The sequence below is a fragment of the Gordonia sp. CPCC 205333 genome, assembly GCF_048537885.1.
In the GTDB taxonomy this organism is placed as follows: Bacteria; Actinomycetota; Actinomycetes; order Mycobacteriales; family Mycobacteriaceae; genus Gordonia.
The window spans coordinates 295950-311108 of the sequence record NZ_JBCLVI010000002.1; the positions used below are offsets into that span (position 1 = coordinate 295950).

Annotated in this window: 12 protein-coding genes; 3 read left to right on the forward strand and 9 right to left on the reverse strand. The window is 62.8% G+C overall.

Annotated elements, in window-relative coordinates; genetic code table 11:
- Positions 1 to 122 precede the first annotated feature (122 nt).
- From AAFP29_RS06910 to fgd, 5 genes are read right to left on the reverse strand one after another with little or no spacing between them, the layout of a single operon-like run.
- Entirely contained in the window at positions 123 to 1334 is a 1212-nt protein-coding gene (locus AAFP29_RS06910; protein ID WP_419216612.1) for an acetate kinase, read from the reverse strand.
- Positions 1331 to 3442 (reverse strand): phosphate acetyltransferase, encoded by a 2112-nt coding sequence (gene pta / locus AAFP29_RS06915; RefSeq protein WP_419216613.1) that lies wholly within the window; start codon positions 3440 to 3442, stop codon positions 1331 to 1333. Before pta ends, AAFP29_RS06910 begins: the two co-directional genes overlap by 4 nt.
- 57 nt (positions 3443 to 3499) lie before the next feature.
- The gene (locus tag AAFP29_RS06920; RefSeq protein ID WP_419216614.1) at positions 3500 to 4054 is read right to left on the reverse strand and encodes a TetR/AcrR family transcriptional regulator; all 555 of its coding nucleotides are present in this window, start codon (positions 4052 to 4054) and stop codon (positions 3500 to 3502) included.
- 42 nt (positions 4055 to 4096) lie between these two features.
- A complete protein-coding gene (locus tag AAFP29_RS06925) occupies positions 4097 to 4660 on the reverse strand; it encodes a hypothetical protein (protein ID WP_419216615.1) in 564 nt (187 codons plus the stop codon).
- A gap of 41 nt (positions 4661 to 4701) precedes the next feature.
- Positions 4702 to 5718 (reverse strand): glucose-6-phosphate dehydrogenase (coenzyme-F420), encoded by a 1017-nt coding sequence (gene fgd / locus AAFP29_RS06930; RefSeq protein ID WP_419216616.1) that lies wholly within the window; start codon positions 5716 to 5718, stop codon positions 4702 to 4704.
- 195 nt (positions 5719 to 5913) lie between these two features.
- On the opposite strand from fgd, the gene AAFP29_RS06935 reads away from it, so the two are divergent.
- Positions 5914 to 6153: a hypothetical protein gene (locus AAFP29_RS06935; RefSeq protein ID WP_419216617.1), complete on the forward strand. Its 240-nt coding sequence runs from the start codon at positions 5914 to 5916 to the stop codon at positions 6151 to 6153.
- A gap of 43 nt (positions 6154 to 6196) precedes the next feature.
- Positions 6197 to 8071 carry an ABC transporter ATP-binding protein gene (locus tag AAFP29_RS06940; protein WP_419216618.1) on the forward strand — a complete coding sequence of 625 codons (1875 nt, stop codon included), beginning with the start codon at positions 6197 to 6199 and terminating at the stop codon, positions 8069 to 8071.
- Positions 8072 to 8081: 10 nt separating this feature from the next.
- Here the strand turns inward: AAFP29_RS06940 and AAFP29_RS06945 are convergent, their stop codons facing one another.
- Genes AAFP29_RS06945 through AAFP29_RS06960 form a run of 4 tightly spaced genes read right to left on the reverse strand, consistent with a single transcriptional unit; the run spans position 8082 to position 10877 of the window.
- Complete coding sequence (locus AAFP29_RS06945) at positions 8082 to 8327, reverse strand: hypothetical protein (protein ID WP_419216619.1); 246 nt, start codon at positions 8325 to 8327, stop codon at positions 8082 to 8084.
- The gene (locus AAFP29_RS06950) at positions 8324 to 9511 is read right to left on the reverse strand and encodes an acyl-CoA dehydrogenase family protein (RefSeq protein ID WP_419216620.1); all 1188 of its coding nucleotides are present in this window, start codon (positions 9509 to 9511) and stop codon (positions 8324 to 8326) included. The genes AAFP29_RS06945 and AAFP29_RS06950 overlap by 4 nt, the downstream gene beginning before the upstream one ends.
- A 36-nt stretch (positions 9512 to 9547) precedes the next feature.
- A complete protein-coding gene (locus AAFP29_RS06955; RefSeq protein WP_419216621.1) occupies positions 9548 to 9928 on the reverse strand; it encodes a YidH family protein in 381 nt (126 codons plus the stop codon).
- Entirely contained in the window at positions 9903 to 10877 is a 975-nt protein-coding gene (locus AAFP29_RS06960; RefSeq protein ID WP_419216622.1) for an alpha/beta hydrolase, read from the reverse strand. Before AAFP29_RS06960 ends, AAFP29_RS06955 begins: the two co-directional genes overlap by 26 nt.
- A 344-nt stretch (positions 10878 to 11221) precedes the next feature.
- Here AAFP29_RS06960 and AAFP29_RS06965 point away from each other — a divergent pair, with 344 nt between their 5' ends.
- Complete coding sequence (locus AAFP29_RS06965) at positions 11222 to 15127, forward strand: Pls/PosA family non-ribosomal peptide synthetase (RefSeq protein WP_419216623.1); 3906 nt, start codon at positions 11222 to 11224, stop codon at positions 15125 to 15127.
- The last annotated feature ends 32 nt before the right edge of the window (positions 15128 to 15159 follow it).

A 15159-nucleotide genomic window follows, 5' to 3' on the forward strand; every position in this document is an offset into this window, starting at 1 on the left:
CGCCCGGTCTCGATACACCAGATCCTCGCAAGCTCGGATCTGCCACTCAACCATCGACGGAGCGAACGCCTCACCGAACAGGAAGCACAGCTAGCGACGAGGTGTATCGAGCCCCGCAACCACTAAAGCGCACCCACTAACGCAGCCGCCTGCCGCGCGATCGCGAGTTCCTCGTTGGTCGGCACAACCAGCACCGTTACCGGTGAACCATCGGTGGAGATTCGCCGAGGTTCTTTGCTGCGCACAGCATTTCGCTCGGTATCGATGACGATCCCGTAGTTGTCCAGCTTCGCCAGACTGTCCGCCCGGACCGACGCCGCGTTCTCTCCGACGCCGGCGGTGAACGAGATGACATCCACCCTGCCCAGCTCGATCATGTACGCCCCGATGTAGCGGCGCAGTCGGTGGATGTACACGTCGTAGGCTGCCCGCGCATTCGCATCCCCCTGCTCGATACTCGCGGTAAGGGTACGAAAGTCGTTCTCCCCAGCCAATCCCTTGAGCCCCGACTGTTTGTTGAGCAGCATGTCGATCTCGTCGACACCAAGCCCGGCGACCCGGTTCAGATGCAAGATCAACCCCGGGTCGAGGTCACCGGAGCGAGTCCCCATGACCAAACCCTCCAGCGGCGTCATTCCCATCGAAGTGTCGATGGGATTTCCCCCGTCAATCGCCGACGCCGACGCCCCGTTGCCCAAGTGGAGAACGATCTGATTGGTGTCGCCGTACGAGCGGCCCAAGAATTCCGCAGCAGCCTTCGATACGTACTCGTGGCTGGTTCCATGAAATCCGTATCGCCGAATGGCATGTGCCGCAGCGACATCGCGGTCGATGGCGTAGGTAGCTGCGGCATCGGGCAACCCGTGGAAGAACGCCGTATCGAAGATCGCGACGGACGGAACGTCTGGCAGCAACTCTTGCGCTGCGCGAATGCCGATCAGATTCGCTGGATTGTGCAGTGGCGCAAGGGGCGAGATTCGTTCGATCTCAGCGACCACCTCGGGGGTGATCAGCGTGGGGCGATAGAAGCTCCGTCCGCCGTGAACCACCCGATGGCCGACGGCGCACAGATCCGCATTCGCGATATCGCTGCCATTGGCGGCGAAGAAGTCCAGGGCACGCGCGATAGCGGCTCCGTGGTCGGCCAACGGCAACTCATCCGAATCGGTATGACCATTCTGAGTATGGGAGATGGCCGACTGTTTCTCACCAATTCGCTCGGCCAGCCCCTCGGCTACGACATCGCCCGAAAGTGGGTGCACCACTTGATATTTCAACGACGACGAACCGGCATTGACGACAAGTACCGGTTGATCAGAAGTCGGATTGCTCACTTGCCTTGTCCTCCATCGCTATTCACCAAGTTCTGTGCCTGAATCGCGGTGATCGCAACGGTATTGACGATATCGGCGACCAGCGCGCCGCGCGACAGATCGTTTATCGGCTTGTTAAGACCTTGGAGAACCGGGCCAATGGCGATCGCACCGGCACTACGCTGCACGGCCTTATAGGTGTTGTTTCCGGTGTTGAGGTCGGGGAAGATCAGCACGGTCGCCTTGCCCGCAACCGGAGAGTCCGGCATCTTGGTTGCCGCCACCGACGGTTCGATCGCGGCGTCGTACTGAATCGGCCCCTCTACCAACAACTCCGGGGATCGCTGACGCACCATCTCGGTGGCCGCGCGCACCTTGTCAACGTCGGCACCCGCCCCCGATTCGCCGGTCGAATACGAAAGCATGGCCACCCGGGGATCAATACCGAATGCCGCCGCCGTCTCGGCCGACGAGATCGCGATATCGGCGAGTTGGGTGTCGGTTGGGTCGGGAACCACGGCACAGTCGCCGTAGGTGAGCACTTCGTCGGCGAGGCACATGAAGAAGACCGACGACACCGTGGCCACACCGGGTTTGGTCTTGATGATTTCGAAAGAGGGCCGGATGGTGTGCGCGGTGGTGTGCACCGCACCAGAAACCATGCCGTCGGCCATCCCGAGGTGCACCATCATGGTCCCGAAGTAGGAAACGTCGCGCATGACGTCGCGGGCTCGGTCGAGCGCGACATTCTTATGTTTGCGCAATTCGACGTAGATTTCGGCGAATTGTTCGGTGAGTTCGCTGGTTAGCGGATCAATGACATCGACATCGGTCAGATCGATATCGAGCGCTTCGGCTTTCTTCGCGACAACGTCGACATCACCGAGCAGCGTTAGCCGCGCAACGCCGCGTCGCAGTAGATGACCGGTGGCCCGCAGGATGCGATCCTCCTCGCCTTCAGGCAGGACGATATGCCGCCGGTCGGCCTTGGCGCGGGCCACCAACTGGTATTCGAACATTTGTGGAGTTACGACAGCAGGAATGTCGAGGTTGACCTCGGTGAGCACCTGGTCAACGTCAATATGCTCTTCCATCAGCGCCAGCGCGGCCTCGATCTTGCGCGCGGACTGATAGGCGACGCGACCGCGCGTATGTGCCGCGATACGTGCTGTGTCGTATGTCCCCTGCTCGCAGGAAATGATCGGCAGCGTCGGATTGAGTCCGTTCACCAGTGCCTGAATCATCGGATGCGGTTTGAGGCCACCGTTGAGGATGATACCCGCCAGCCGGGGAAACCCTTGTGCCGCATTGGCATTGACGAGCGCCAGCAGCACGTCGGAGCGGTCAGCCGGGGTGATCACCGCGGTGCCGTCGACGAGCCGCTCCAGAATGTGCTCGACAGTCATGCCGCCGACCATCACATTCAGCGCCTCGCGGTCCAGTAGGTCGGCATCGCCGCTGTAGAGATATCCACCGAGCGCTTCGGATAACTCACCCATCGTCGGCGCGCTGAGAATCGGCACTTCGGGCAACGCCCATGACGCGACCGGAATTGCCTTGAGCGCCTTGGTGATATCGGCGAGCCGGTCCGGTTCGCAGCGGTTGGCGACAACCGCGACGGCTGTCGCGTGAGCGGCCGACACTTCATGCAGCGCATGTTCGGCTGAGCCAACGACCTCTTCCGGCGTCCGGCCAGAGGCGTTGAGTGCCAACACAATTGGGCTCGACAGGTTGGCGGCGATGCGCGCGTTGAACCCCAGCTCCGACGGGTTGCCGACATCGGTGTAGTCCGACCCGACGACAAGAACAGTGTCGCATTGGGCCTGAACCGCGTGGAATCGCGCAACGATCTCGCCGATCGCGCCTTCCGCGTCGTCGTTCACTTGCTCATAGGTCACGCCGATACATTCGTCGTAGCTGAGGTCGACCGAATCATGCGCGAGCAACAACTCGAGGATGTAGTCACGTTCACCTTTGGATACCGCCCGCGAAATCGGCCGGAAGACTCCGATCCGCCCTCCGGTGGCCGATAGGATCGACAAAAGTCCAAGAGCGATGGTCGATTTTCCGGTCTCCGCCTCCGAAGAGGCAACGTAGATACTGTTCGACGCCACCGTGTCTGAAGCCATGCGCCTACCCTATCGTCAGTGTCGGGAGCCGGGCCGCAGGTCTATGCATCGGGCGGCCTAGCGCTGGCGCACTATCGCCCGCACGACAAGTTCGGCGGCCTCCTCGTCGGACAGGGTGCCCTCGGGGATCAGCATGTAGGAGTAGATAGTCCGCACCATGAACTCGGCTGCCGCCGCCGGATTGGGATAGAGCTGTTCGCCGATCTCCGGGGTGAGGTCGGGGATCGCCGCATTGATAATCAGGTGGATCAGCGTCGTTCCCGGCGAGTCCGTCGTAGACACCAAGGTGCGGACTATCTCCTCCGGTTCATTGCGGAGGATGTACTGAAGGGCCTCGTGTTCGCGGATATAGCGCAACGTCTCGATGACCTGGATACGCACCTTCCCCTCAGCATCGGGTTGGGTATCGGACCATTCGTTAAGACGGGCGCGTAGCAGCGAAACCTCACGCTCGACGATTGCCGCGACCAGCGCATCGCGGCCACCGAACATCCGGTAGGCGGTGGCGCGGGCCACCCCTGCCTGCCGCGCGACCGCCGTCAGACTCAACGCCTTGGCACCGAAACGGGACACGACTGCGACGCCGACGTCCACCATGCGCTCACGATCCATTGAGTAACCGTATCGAAAGCCGACGGTCGACAGCCGCGCTGATCACCGAACAGTGGTGGTCGTGGTGGTGGTCGGGCTGGAGGTAGTGGTGGCCGGCGGCGTCGAAGTGGTTGTCGTCGGCGACGTGGTCGGCTCAGGTGGTGACGTCGTCGGGCTAGTGCGCGGTGGCGCTTGCCGGAAGCTCGGCGGGGTGGAGTCGGTACCCGGCGGGGTGATCGGCTCCGATCGCACGTAAACACTGATCGTGTCCGACCGACTGACTCCGCCCCGGCCACCTCGCACCGTCGAGCAGCCGACGTCGTAGCGGTGAAAACCGCTCGACAAGTTGTCGGCACTTACGGTGCCCGATGCGCCCGGACGTAATCGGATCGACCCGATGTCGTCGGCCCGGCAGATCAAGGTCGACGTGGTCGACGTCGCGGAACGGAAGCGCACGACAATGTCGTCGTCAGTGAGTTGATAGGAGCACGACGGCGCGGGACCCGCACCCGACAGTGCACATGATCCCATCGACGTCACCGCACTCGCAGTCGGCGCGGCTATCGTGATCGTCGCGCCAAGAGTCGCCGTCGCGGTCAGGATGCCGAAGGTTTTGGTCACGCGCATCGTCGTGCTCCCTATGCGGTACTGCGTTGTTTCGGTACGAGCTATACCGACAGTTTACGCAACCGCGGGGCAAGATCGCGCGAGAAATTGTCGAGGAAGCGGCTCTGGTCATGGCCCGGCGCGTGGAACACCAAATGGTTCAGCCCGGCGTCGGTGTAGAACTTCACCTTCTCCACCGCCTCGTCGGGGTCCGATGCCACGATCCACCGTTTGGCGACCTGCTCGATCGGCAGTTCGTCTGCCAGTCGTTCCATTTCGGTCGACGAGTTCACGCTGTGCTTCTGCTCGGGCGTCAACGACAGCGGCGCCCAGAACCGGGTATTCTCTAGTGCCAGTTCAGGATCCGGGTCGTAGGAAATCTTGATCTCGATCATCCGGTCAATCTCTTCGAAGTCCCGCTCGACCTTGGCCGCGCCTTCCTTCACCGCCGGGATCAATTTCTCCGTGTAGAGCTCGACTCCCTTGCCCGACGTACAGATGAACCCGTCGCCCGCTCGACCCGCGTAACGTGCGACCACCGGCCCGCCGGCCGCGACATATACCGGAATCGGTTGTGCCGGAATGTCATACATATACGCACCCTGCGTGTGGTAGTACTCGCCGTCGAAGTCGGTCTCCTCTCCAGACCACAACGCGCGCATCAACGCGATCGACTCACGTAGCCGCGCGAACCGCTCTTTGAACTCGGGCCACTCGCCCTGGAATCCGGTCGCGTATTCGTTGAGTGCTTCGCCGGATCCGACACCCAACATGATCCGGCCCGGATACAGACAACCCATCGTCGCGAACGCCTGCGCGATGACCGCCGGGTTGTAGCGGAAAGTCGGAGTCAGCACCGATGTCCCGATCTGCACTCGTTTGGTCCGCTCACCCACCGCGGCCATCCAGGCCAGCGAGAACGGCGCGTGGCCACCATTGTGGCGCCACGGCTGGAAGTGATCGCTCACCGCTACCGAGTCCATCCCCGCTTCCTCAGCGGCGACAGCGATCTCCACCAATTCACGCGGATCAAACTGTTCGGCCGACGCCTTGAATCCGAGCTTCAGTTCCTGGGGCACCCGTTCCTCCTGGGATCGTCACGTTGTCGCCACGGTGTTTTAGGACGCGGCGCTGCTACGTCAGTTCTACCCGCTGCGGTATGCGGCGGGCTAGATCGGCTCCCCGCCGACGGCTCACGCGCATGTCGTCCGAGCAGCCGACACATGCGGGTAATAGATGGACACGGCGAAGCGCCGGAGTCGATCATCGCAGGTATGAGCGAGCTAGGGCGCGTCGATGAATCGGGGGCGGACGAGTGGCGAGTCCGCGAGCTTCATCGCCGTGACAAGCGTCGCGCCGCAATGTTCTTCGTCATCACCTGGTTGGCATTGCCGGTCGCTTTCATCTGTCTGCATGAGGTCCACGGAATGGCGTATCAGGTGCTGCGGGTAGTGATTCTTGCGTATATCGCGGTGTTTCTCTGGTCGATCGTCCGCGTGATCCAGCGGCGATGAAATAGCTTGACTTCAAGTTAACTTGAAGTCTTACCGTGTCCGCATGAGTATGGAATCTGTTGCCTGGGACACCATGTACAAATCGTCGACATCGCCGACCCAGCGGCACTTGAGTCGTGACGGCCGTACGACAGTGCAGCGCATCGTCACATTCATCGCACCCCATCGAGCGCGAATAGGGGTCTTCCTGCTACTTAGCGTGGTGGCCGCCGTGCTCACGGTGCTCACCCCCTTGCTGGCCGGTCGAGTGGTCGATCTGATCACCGACGGCGGGCCGGCGGGCGCTATAGCCGGTATCGCCGCCGCAATCGCCGGTATCGCGCTGCTGGAAACGGCGGTCAGCCTGGTGGTTCGGTGGCTGTCGGCGAATCTGGGCGAAGGATTGATCTACGATCTACGCCGCACTGTCTTCGACCACGTTCAGCAGATGCCGGTAGCGTTCTTCACCCGCACCCGAACCGGCGCTCTCGTCAGTCGACTCAATAACGACGTCATCGGGGCGCAGCGGGCCTTCAGCGACACGCTGTCCGGCGTCGTGTCCAACGCGGTCACGCTCCTACTCACCGTCTCGGTGATGTTGGCGATCAGTTGGCAGATCACTGTCGCGACGCTGATTCTGTTGCCTATCTTCATCATTCCCGCACGGCGGATGGGCGCCCGGATGGCAGCACTGTCTCGCGAAGCGTCGGCGTACAACGCTGCGATGTCGAGCCAGATGACCGAACGATTCTCGGCGCCGGGCGCGACACTGGTCAAACTCTTCGCCCGGCCGACCGACGAGTCAGCCGAATTCGCTAGTCGGGCAGATCGCGTGCGCGACATCGGCGTTCGGCGCGCGATGCTCCAGGCGATCTTCTTCAACGCGCTCATGTTGGTCAGCGCGTTAGCGCTCGCGCTGGTCTACGGGCTGGGTGGCTACCTCGCGGTTCGGGGCAGCCTCGATGCCGGAGCGGTGGTGTCGATGGCGTTGCTGCTGACCCGGATGTATGCACCACTCACCGCGCTCGCCAATGCCAGGGTAGAGATCATGAGTGCACTGGTAAGTTTCGAGCGTGTCTTCGAGGTGCTCGACGTCGAGCCGCTGATCACCGACAAGCCCGATGCCACCGAAGCTCCCGACGGCCCTGCATCGATCACGTTCTCCGATGTCGATTTCGCGTATCCCAGCGCCGACAAAGTGTCTCTCGCATCCCTGGAAGAGGTTGCCCAACTTGATAATCGGGGCGGCGATCAGATTATTCACGATGTCAGTTTCACCGTCGCCCCCGGAGAGATGCTCGCTCTCGTTGGTAGCTCCGGCGCGGGTAAGTCAACCATCGCCTCATTGGCCACTCGTCTTTACGACGTCGACTCGGGGTCAATCCGACTCAACGACAACGACATTCGCGATCTGACTGCCGCATCGCTGCATCGCCGCATCGGCCTCGTCACCCAGGACGGCCACCTTTTCCACGATACTGTCCGCGCAAATCTTAAGCTCGCGAATTCGGCGGCAACCGACGTCGAAATTGCCGAAGCACTGCGCCGCGCACGTCTGACCGACGTAATAGCCTCTCTCCCTGAGGGTCTCGACACCATCGTAGGCGAGCGCGGCTACCGCCTGTCCGGCGGCGAACGGCAGCGCCTGACGATCGCCCGATTGTTGTTGGCTCAGCCGTCAGTCGTCATCCTCGACGAGGCGACCGCACATCTCGACTCGACGTCGGAGGCCGCAGTGCAGTCCGCACTTTCCGAAGCACTCGCGGGCCGTACATCGATCGTCATCGCGCACCGTCTTTCGACGATCCGTGACGCCGACGAAATCCTTGTGCTGGAACAGGGTCGAGTCGTTGAGCGCGGGCGACATTCGGCACTGTTGGCGGCCGGCGGCCGGTACGCGGAGCTGTATCACACGCAGTTCGCGGATCAGGCGGCCTGAGAAATAGCTACTACTCCGCCGACGTCGGCTTAGCCCCCACCTTGCGTAGCTTCTTCAGTTGCAGCACCACGAATATGACGTTGACGACGATCACCACGACGCCGAGAATTACCCAGCCCCAACGCTCGTCGCCCCACCAGATCGCCGTCATCAACCCGACGAAGATCATCAAGATGATCGAGCCGACTATGGTGGTGATCATCGAAACTCGTTGTGCCGCAGCCATTGCGCCTGGGTTGAGGCCACCTCGACTCATCGGAACGCGTCCTTTCCGGTCAGCGCCTTGCCGATCATCAATTGATGCATCTCACTGGTGCCCTCATACGTGAGAACCGATTCCAGATTGTTGGCATGCCGGATGACTGGGTACTCCAAGGTAATTCCGTTGGCGCCCAATATTGTTCGGCACTCCCGGGCGATCGCGATCGCCTCGCGCACATTGTTGAGCTTGCCGAGACTGATCTGCTCCGGCCGAATCTTGCCGGAATCTTTGATCCGCCCCAGATGCAACGCGAGCAACTGTGCTTTGCCGACTTCCAGGGCCATATCAGCCAACTTCGCTTGCGTGAGTTGATAACTCGACAGCGATTTGTCGAAGACCTCACGATCTGCCGCGTAGGACAGAGCCGTCTCAACGCAGTCACGGGCCGCGCCGACCGCACCGAAGACGATGCCGAATCGCGCTTCGTTCAAACAACTCAACGGACCGCGCAGACCTTCGACACCGGGCAGCATCGCCGACGACGGCAGCCGCACATCCTCGAGAACCAGCTCGCCGGTGACCGACGCCCGCAAAGACATCTTGCGCTTGATCTCCGACGTCGAAAATCCCGGCGTATCGGTGGGTACGACGAATCCGCGAATTCCGCGCGAGCCCTCGTCAAGATCGGTGCGCGCCCACACCACCGCGACATCGGCGACAGATCCGTTGGTAATCCACATTTTTGCGCCGTTGAGGACCCAGTCGTCGCCGTCTCGACGCGCGTTGGTCCGCATACCCGCCGGGTTGGAACCGAAATCAGGTTCGGTCAGTCCGAAACAGCCGATCGCCTCGCCCGCTGCCATCCGAGGCAGCCATTCCTCGCGCTGCTGCTCGCTACCGAACGCACGGATCGCGTACATCGACAGCGACCCTTGCACGGAGACGAAACTGCGCAAGCCACTGTCAACAGCTTCGAGTTCCAGACAGGCCAGCCCATAACTGGTCGCCGATGTATTCGCGCATCCGTAGCCCTCCAGATGCATACCGAATAATCCGAGTTTGCCCAGTTCCAGAGCCAGTTCACGCACTGGCAGCTGCCCGGCCTCAAACCAATCGCCCACGTTGGGTCGCAGTCGTTTGTCGCCGAAATCCCGGACGGTATCGATAATCGCCCGTTCTTCGTCGTCGATCAACGTATCGAGCGCGAACAATTCCGCTATCGACTGCACATCACTCATCGGTCGCCTTCTGTCGTCGTCACCTTAAACTCCTGCTCACACACCAGTCGCCGCCAACGCGACGATAAGCGCACCCGCGATCACCACGATGGCTCCGATCAGCACGAACACCGCCAATGGCGATGGCATCGCGCCGCCACCACGCAACGCTCGCGTAGTCTGCCGCCATCGCACACCACCGGTCACCGCGACAGCCGTTCCGACCAGCACCATCAATCCGCCAAGCGAATACTTGATCGCCGGATGATGGACGTCGGGAGTCACGTAGATCAACGCGACACCGCCGGCCACAAAGCCGAGCGCCGTCCTAATCCAGGCGAGGACAGTCCGTTCGGCAGCGAGCGTGAACCGAGCATCGACACTACCCGGTGGCCGAACCTGCGATCGATCGTCAGCCGGTGAGCTTCGCTGGTGCATCGACAGAACTCGGGGCCTCTCTGATCACGTGGGTCACGAAGGAGGCCACCGCCTCAATCGCGTCGATCACCTCTCGATGCCGAAACGCCAGCACCGGAAACGCGTGGATCTGCCAAGAATAACTGTGTACCTCGGCCCGAATCCCCGCTGCGTCAAGCTTCTCGACGAGCTCAATCACATCCGGTTCGACCATTTCGTCCTCCGCGGTGATCAACACCGTCGGCGGAAAGAGCGCGGCGTCGAGCGAATTGATCCGGCGAGTTCCGGCGAACGGGATTGGGCCCCAATCGAATTTGGGTGCCAGCTCCGCCATCTTGTCCTGTGGCAGGTAGGCGTCGGAACGACTGCTGCGATCGGGGTTGGTGCCCAGATCTAGGTCGAGCAGCGGCGCGATCCCAACGTAGGCGATCGGAGCTGTGAGCCCGTTCTCCGCAGCGAGTTCGATGACCTTGCCGCACAGGAACCCTCCGGCCGAATCGCCGGCCACCACAATATGCCGGAATCCGCGCTGTTCGATGAGCTCCCGGTAGGCCGAGTACGCATCATGGACCGAGGTCCCGACGCCGCCCTCGGGTAGTTGGCGATACTCAAGCGAAAACACCGGCAGTTCGGTGCGTTCGCAGAGTCTGGAGGCGACCGCGCGATGAGTTCCGCGTCCGGCGACCACGAATGCGCCACCGTGTAAGTAGAGGACCGCCGTGTCACCTTCTCGCCTACTCGGCCCCTTGGGCAACATCAGATCGGCGGGGCGACCACCGAGGGTGAGCGTTGAGAACATCACCGTCTTGGATTTCGGTGCGGTCTGAGCCAGTTTGTCGATGAGATGCAGGCGTTTGAGTCCCCCGTCGGTGAGCGGATATGCCGACAACAGCGGCTTGAGGACTGCTCGCGCGCCGACCCATATCGGGTAGGACGCGAGACTCGGCTTCCGATGCGCGACGAAGGGCATGCTCAACTCCGACCTAGGCGGCTAAACGAACTCGTTGGTGAAACTACCCCCTGTGACATTCTTCATATCGCATCGGGGTACCGCGGCACCAGGAGATGAGCGGCGAGTCGCAGATGCGCGGCAATCCTATGAATCGCCCGGCGGTGGGGCACAATGGCTACGGCCGATTTCCGACAGATAGGACGAGCGTGCTGGTGAAAGCGCATCACACCGCGACTGCGTTCGCGCCGCACCGGGGTGGTCAGCCCCGGTGAACGGACGGGAAATGTTCATCGTCGGCACACCTTGCGGTCGTATCCGACGGTTACAGTTCACCGCCCATGTCGAAAGTAAGGCGGTAGTCGGTGCCCGACCCATCCAGTGATGCGATTCCCGCGCAGTATCTGCTGTCCGATCAGGGCAGTGATCCGCGGACGCTCGTCGATATCCTCACCGACACCGCTGCGCTGCACCCGGACGCACCCGCGATCGACGATGGCGACCGAACACTGACCTACGCGCAGCTTCACGCATTGATCCGGCGCGGTGCGGCGCGATTCAGCGCTGCTGGTATCGGCCGCGGGTCCCGAGTGGGCATTCGTATGCCGTCGGGCAGTCGCGATCTCTATCTGGCGATCCTCTCGACCCTGCAAGCCGGCGCCGCCTATGTCCCCGTCGACGCCGACGACCCGCCCGAACGCGCCGAACTGGTCTTCGGCGAGGCCAACGTCGATGCGATTGTCACCGCCGACGGAATCCACCGTGTTCACGACGGCGAGGTAGGTGCCGCCGTGCCCGAAGCCGCTGCCAGCATCGTGGCGCGGCCGACCCCCGACGACGACGCGTGGATCATCTTCACCTCGGGATCAACCGGAACGCCGAAAGGTGTTGCGGTAACTCATCGCAACGCCGCGGCGTTCGTCGATGCCGAAGCGCGACTATTCCTCGTCGACGAACCAATCGGTCCCGGCGATCGGGTCCTCGCCGGCCTGTCGGTCGCATTCGACGCATCCTGTGAAGAGATGTGGCTGGCCTGGCGATACGGCGCATGCCTTGTGCCCGCGCCGCGCTCGCTGGTGCGCAGTGGCATGGATTTGGGACCGTGGCTGGTTCAGCGCGACATCACCGTCGTCTCGACGGTCCCGACGCTGGCATCGCTCTGGCCACCAGAAGCCCTCGAAGCAGTGCGGCTGTTGATCTTCGGCGGCGAAGCATGCCCGCCCGAACTCGGCGAGCGACTCGCGGTCGAGGGCCGCGAAGTGTGGAATACCTACGGCCCGACCGAAGCGACCGTCGTGGCGTGTGCGGCCCCCCTCGACGGCACCCTGCCGGTGCGCATCGGATTGCCGTTAGCCGGATGGGATCTCGCCGTCGTCGATGCGCAATCACAGCCGGTCGCGGTTGGTGAGGTTGGCGAGCTGGTCATCGGCGGGGTCGGCCTCGCCCGCTATCTCGATCCGGCCAAGGATGCCGAAAAGTATTCCCCCATGCCATCTTTGGGGTGGGAGCGCGCCTACCGCAGCGGCGACCTGGTCAGACTCGACGAAGAGGGGCTGGTCTTCCAGGGACGTGCCGACGACCAAGTGAAAGTCGGCGGCCGACGGATCGAACTCGGCGAGATCGACAATGCGCTGCAACACCTTCCGGGTGTGGCCGGTGCGGCTGCGGCGGTACGCAAATCGGCTGCGGGCAACAGCCTTCTCATCGGCTACCTGGTGTCGGCCGACCCCGACTTCGACATCGCCGCCGCACACGCGTCACTTGCCGAGCAACTCCCCGCCGCGATGGTCCCGCGACTGGCACTCGTCGATGAATTGCCAACCCGCACTTCGGGAAAGGTCGATCGCAACGCACTGCCCTGGCCACTGCCCGCCGCCTCCGACGCCGACATCGACGACTTGACCGACACCGAGGCCTGGCTGGCCGAGCAGTGGACTCGCGTCCTCGGAGTACAGGTATCCGATGCTGACGCCGACTTCTTCGCCGAAGGCGGCGGATCACTATCGGCGGCACAACTGGTCACCGCACTGCGCGAGCGTCACCCGGAAATCACCGTCGCCGTCCTGTACGACCACCCACGGCTGGGTTCGTTGGCCGAGACACTCGACGACTTGAATCCGGCCGAAGAGATCGAACCGCGTGATGTCGTACCGGTGCCGCGCCGTGCCGGCTTCCTTCAACTGCTGGCTGCGATACCGCTGACCACGCTCACCGGCCTGCAATGGGCGACGTGGCTTGGTGTGGTCAACAACATCGGCGCGTGGGCCGCTGACCGCGCCGACCTCGATGTTCCCTGGCTGAACACCGTCAACTGGTGGGCCCTGCTCGCCGCGTTCCTCGTGTTCATCACGCCGCCCGGCCGAATGACGATTGCCGCAGTGGGTGCACGATTACTGTTGCGCGACGTCACCCCTGGCACCTATCCGCGCGGGGGCAGCGTTCACCTGCGACTGTGGGTCGCCGAACGCCTGGTCGAGGCGAGTGGTGCGGCCAACCTCTCCGGAGCGCCGTGGATGATCCACTTCGCACGTGCGATGGGTTCGTCGATCGGTACCGGCGTCGACCTGCACACGACTCCGCCGGTCACGGGACTACTGACGATAGGTGATTTCGCCTCCGTCGAACCCGAAGTTGACCTGGCGGGCTGGTGGATCGACGGCGACGTCGTGCATATCGGCGAGGTCGTCATCCGCGACGGCGCCTCGGTTGGTGCGCGCTCGACGCTGCTGCCCGGAGCCGTCGTCGGCCGCGAAGCCGAGATCGCCGCTGGCTCAGCGGTTATCGGCAAAGTCAAGGCTCGTCAGCATTGGGCCGGCTCGCCCGCGGTGAAGGCCGGTAAAGCGGAACATCCGTGGCCGGTCGAACGACCGAAGCGACGCGGCTATTGGGTACCGCTGTACGGAATGTCATCGCTGGTTCTGGCGTCGATTCCGCTCATCTCACTGGGCGCCGGTCTGGCCGTGCTCGGTTCCTGGGCACTGTCGGCCGACCGGCTTCAGTCGGTGGCGATCCGCTCGCTGATTCTGCTGCCGGCGGCGACACTGGTCAGCCTCTGCGTGTACGCGACCATCACCGCGGTGTTTGTGCGGCTGCTCTCGTTGGGCCTCACCAAGGGATATCACCCGGTGCGCTCGCGGGTCGGCTGGCAGGTGTGGGTGACCGAGCGTCTACTCGACGCCGCGCGGACGTACCTCTTTCCGCTCTACGCAAGCCTGTTGACGCCGGTGTGGTTCCGCATCCTCGGTGCCAAAATCGGTAAGGGTACCGAGATCTCGACGGCATTGGTTCTGCCCAAGTTCACTACCGTCGGCGATGACGCGTTTCTCGCCGACGACACCATGGTGGCGTCGTACGAACTCGGCGGCGGCTGGATGCATATCGACGAGGCCAAGATCGGCAAACGCTCATTCCTGGGCAATTCCGGCATCACCGGCCCAGGCCGCAAGGTTCCGAAGAACAGCCTCGTCGCCGTACTATCGGCGACGCCGAATAAGGCGAAGTCGGGATCGAGTTGGCTCGGTTCACCACCAGTTCGATTGCGCCGCACCACTACAACGTCGGACACCTCGCGCACCTTCGATCCGCCGACCAAACTCAAAGTTGCTCGTGCCTGCATCGAAACGCTCCGACTGATCCCGGTGATGGTCTCGTTCGGCCTCGGCCTGTTCATGCTCCTCGGCCTGCAATACATCGGATCGCAAGCCAACGTCTGGGTCGCCGCGGCGGTCAGCGGACTACTGCTGTTGGTTGCCGGTGCGGCGGCCTGCTGTATCGCGGCGGCCGCGAAATGGCTTGTGGTTGGACCGATCCCGGCGTCGGAGCATCCGCTGTGGAGCTCGTTCGTGTGGCGCAACGAGCTTTCGGACGCATTCGTGGAGACCGTCGCCGCGCCGTGGTTCGCCAACGCGGCGACCGGCACCCCGGTACTTAACATCTGGTTGCGACTACTGGGCGCGAAGATCGGTCGCGGCGTCTGGTGCGAAACCTACTGGCTACCGGAGGCCGACCTAGTTTCCCTCGGCGACGGCGCGACAGTTCAGCGTGGCTGCGTGGTGCAAACGCATCTGTTCCACGACCGGGTGATGTCGATGGACGAGGTGGTACTGGAGGCGGGTGCGACGCTCGGGCCGCACTGTGTTGCGCTTCCCGCGGCCGGGCTGGGTGAAGCCGCGACGGTTGGCCCGGCATCGCTGGTCATGCGCGGTGACGTAGTACCGGCGCATACGCGATGGCAGGGCAATCCGATCGCGCCGTGGCCGAGGAGGAAATAGAACCGGACTGCGGTCCGGAATACCATCGGCGA

What these genes read in the sequence shown, in the direction of transcription:
- pta (WP_419216613.1), bottom strand. Translation starts at nt 3,442, where the DNA reads ATGGCTTCAGACACGGTGGCGTCGAACAGTATCTACGTTGCCTCTTCG.
- AAFP29_RS06925 (WP_419216615.1), bottom strand. Translation starts at nt 4,660, where the DNA reads ATGCGCGTGACCAAAACCTTCGGCATCCTGACCGCGACGGCGACTCTT.
- AAFP29_RS06955 (WP_419216621.1), bottom strand. Translation starts at nt 9,928, where the DNA reads ATGCACCAGCGAAGCTCACCGGCTGACGATCGATCGCAGGTTCGGCCA.
- AAFP29_RS06950 (WP_419216620.1), bottom strand. Translation starts at nt 9,511, where the DNA reads ATGAGTGATGTGCAGTCGATAGCGGAATTGTTCGCGCTCGATACGTTG.
- AAFP29_RS06960 (WP_419216622.1), bottom strand. Translation starts at nt 10,877, where the DNA reads ATGCCCTTCGTCGCGCATCGGAAGCCGAGTCTCGCGTCCTACCCGATA.
- AAFP29_RS06935 (WP_419216617.1), top strand. Translation starts at nt 5,914, where the DNA reads ATGAGCGAGCTAGGGCGCGTCGATGAATCGGGGGCGGACGAGTGGCGA.
- AAFP29_RS06945 (WP_419216619.1), bottom strand. Translation starts at nt 8,327, where the DNA reads ATGAGTCGAGGTGGCCTCAACCCAGGCGCAATGGCTGCGGCACAACGA.
- AAFP29_RS06940 (WP_419216618.1), top strand. Translation starts at nt 6,197, where the DNA reads ATGAGTATGGAATCTGTTGCCTGGGACACCATGTACAAATCGTCGACA.
- AAFP29_RS06920 (WP_419216614.1), bottom strand. Translation starts at nt 4,054, where the DNA reads ATGGATCGTGAGCGCATGGTGGACGTCGGCGTCGCAGTCGTGTCCCGT.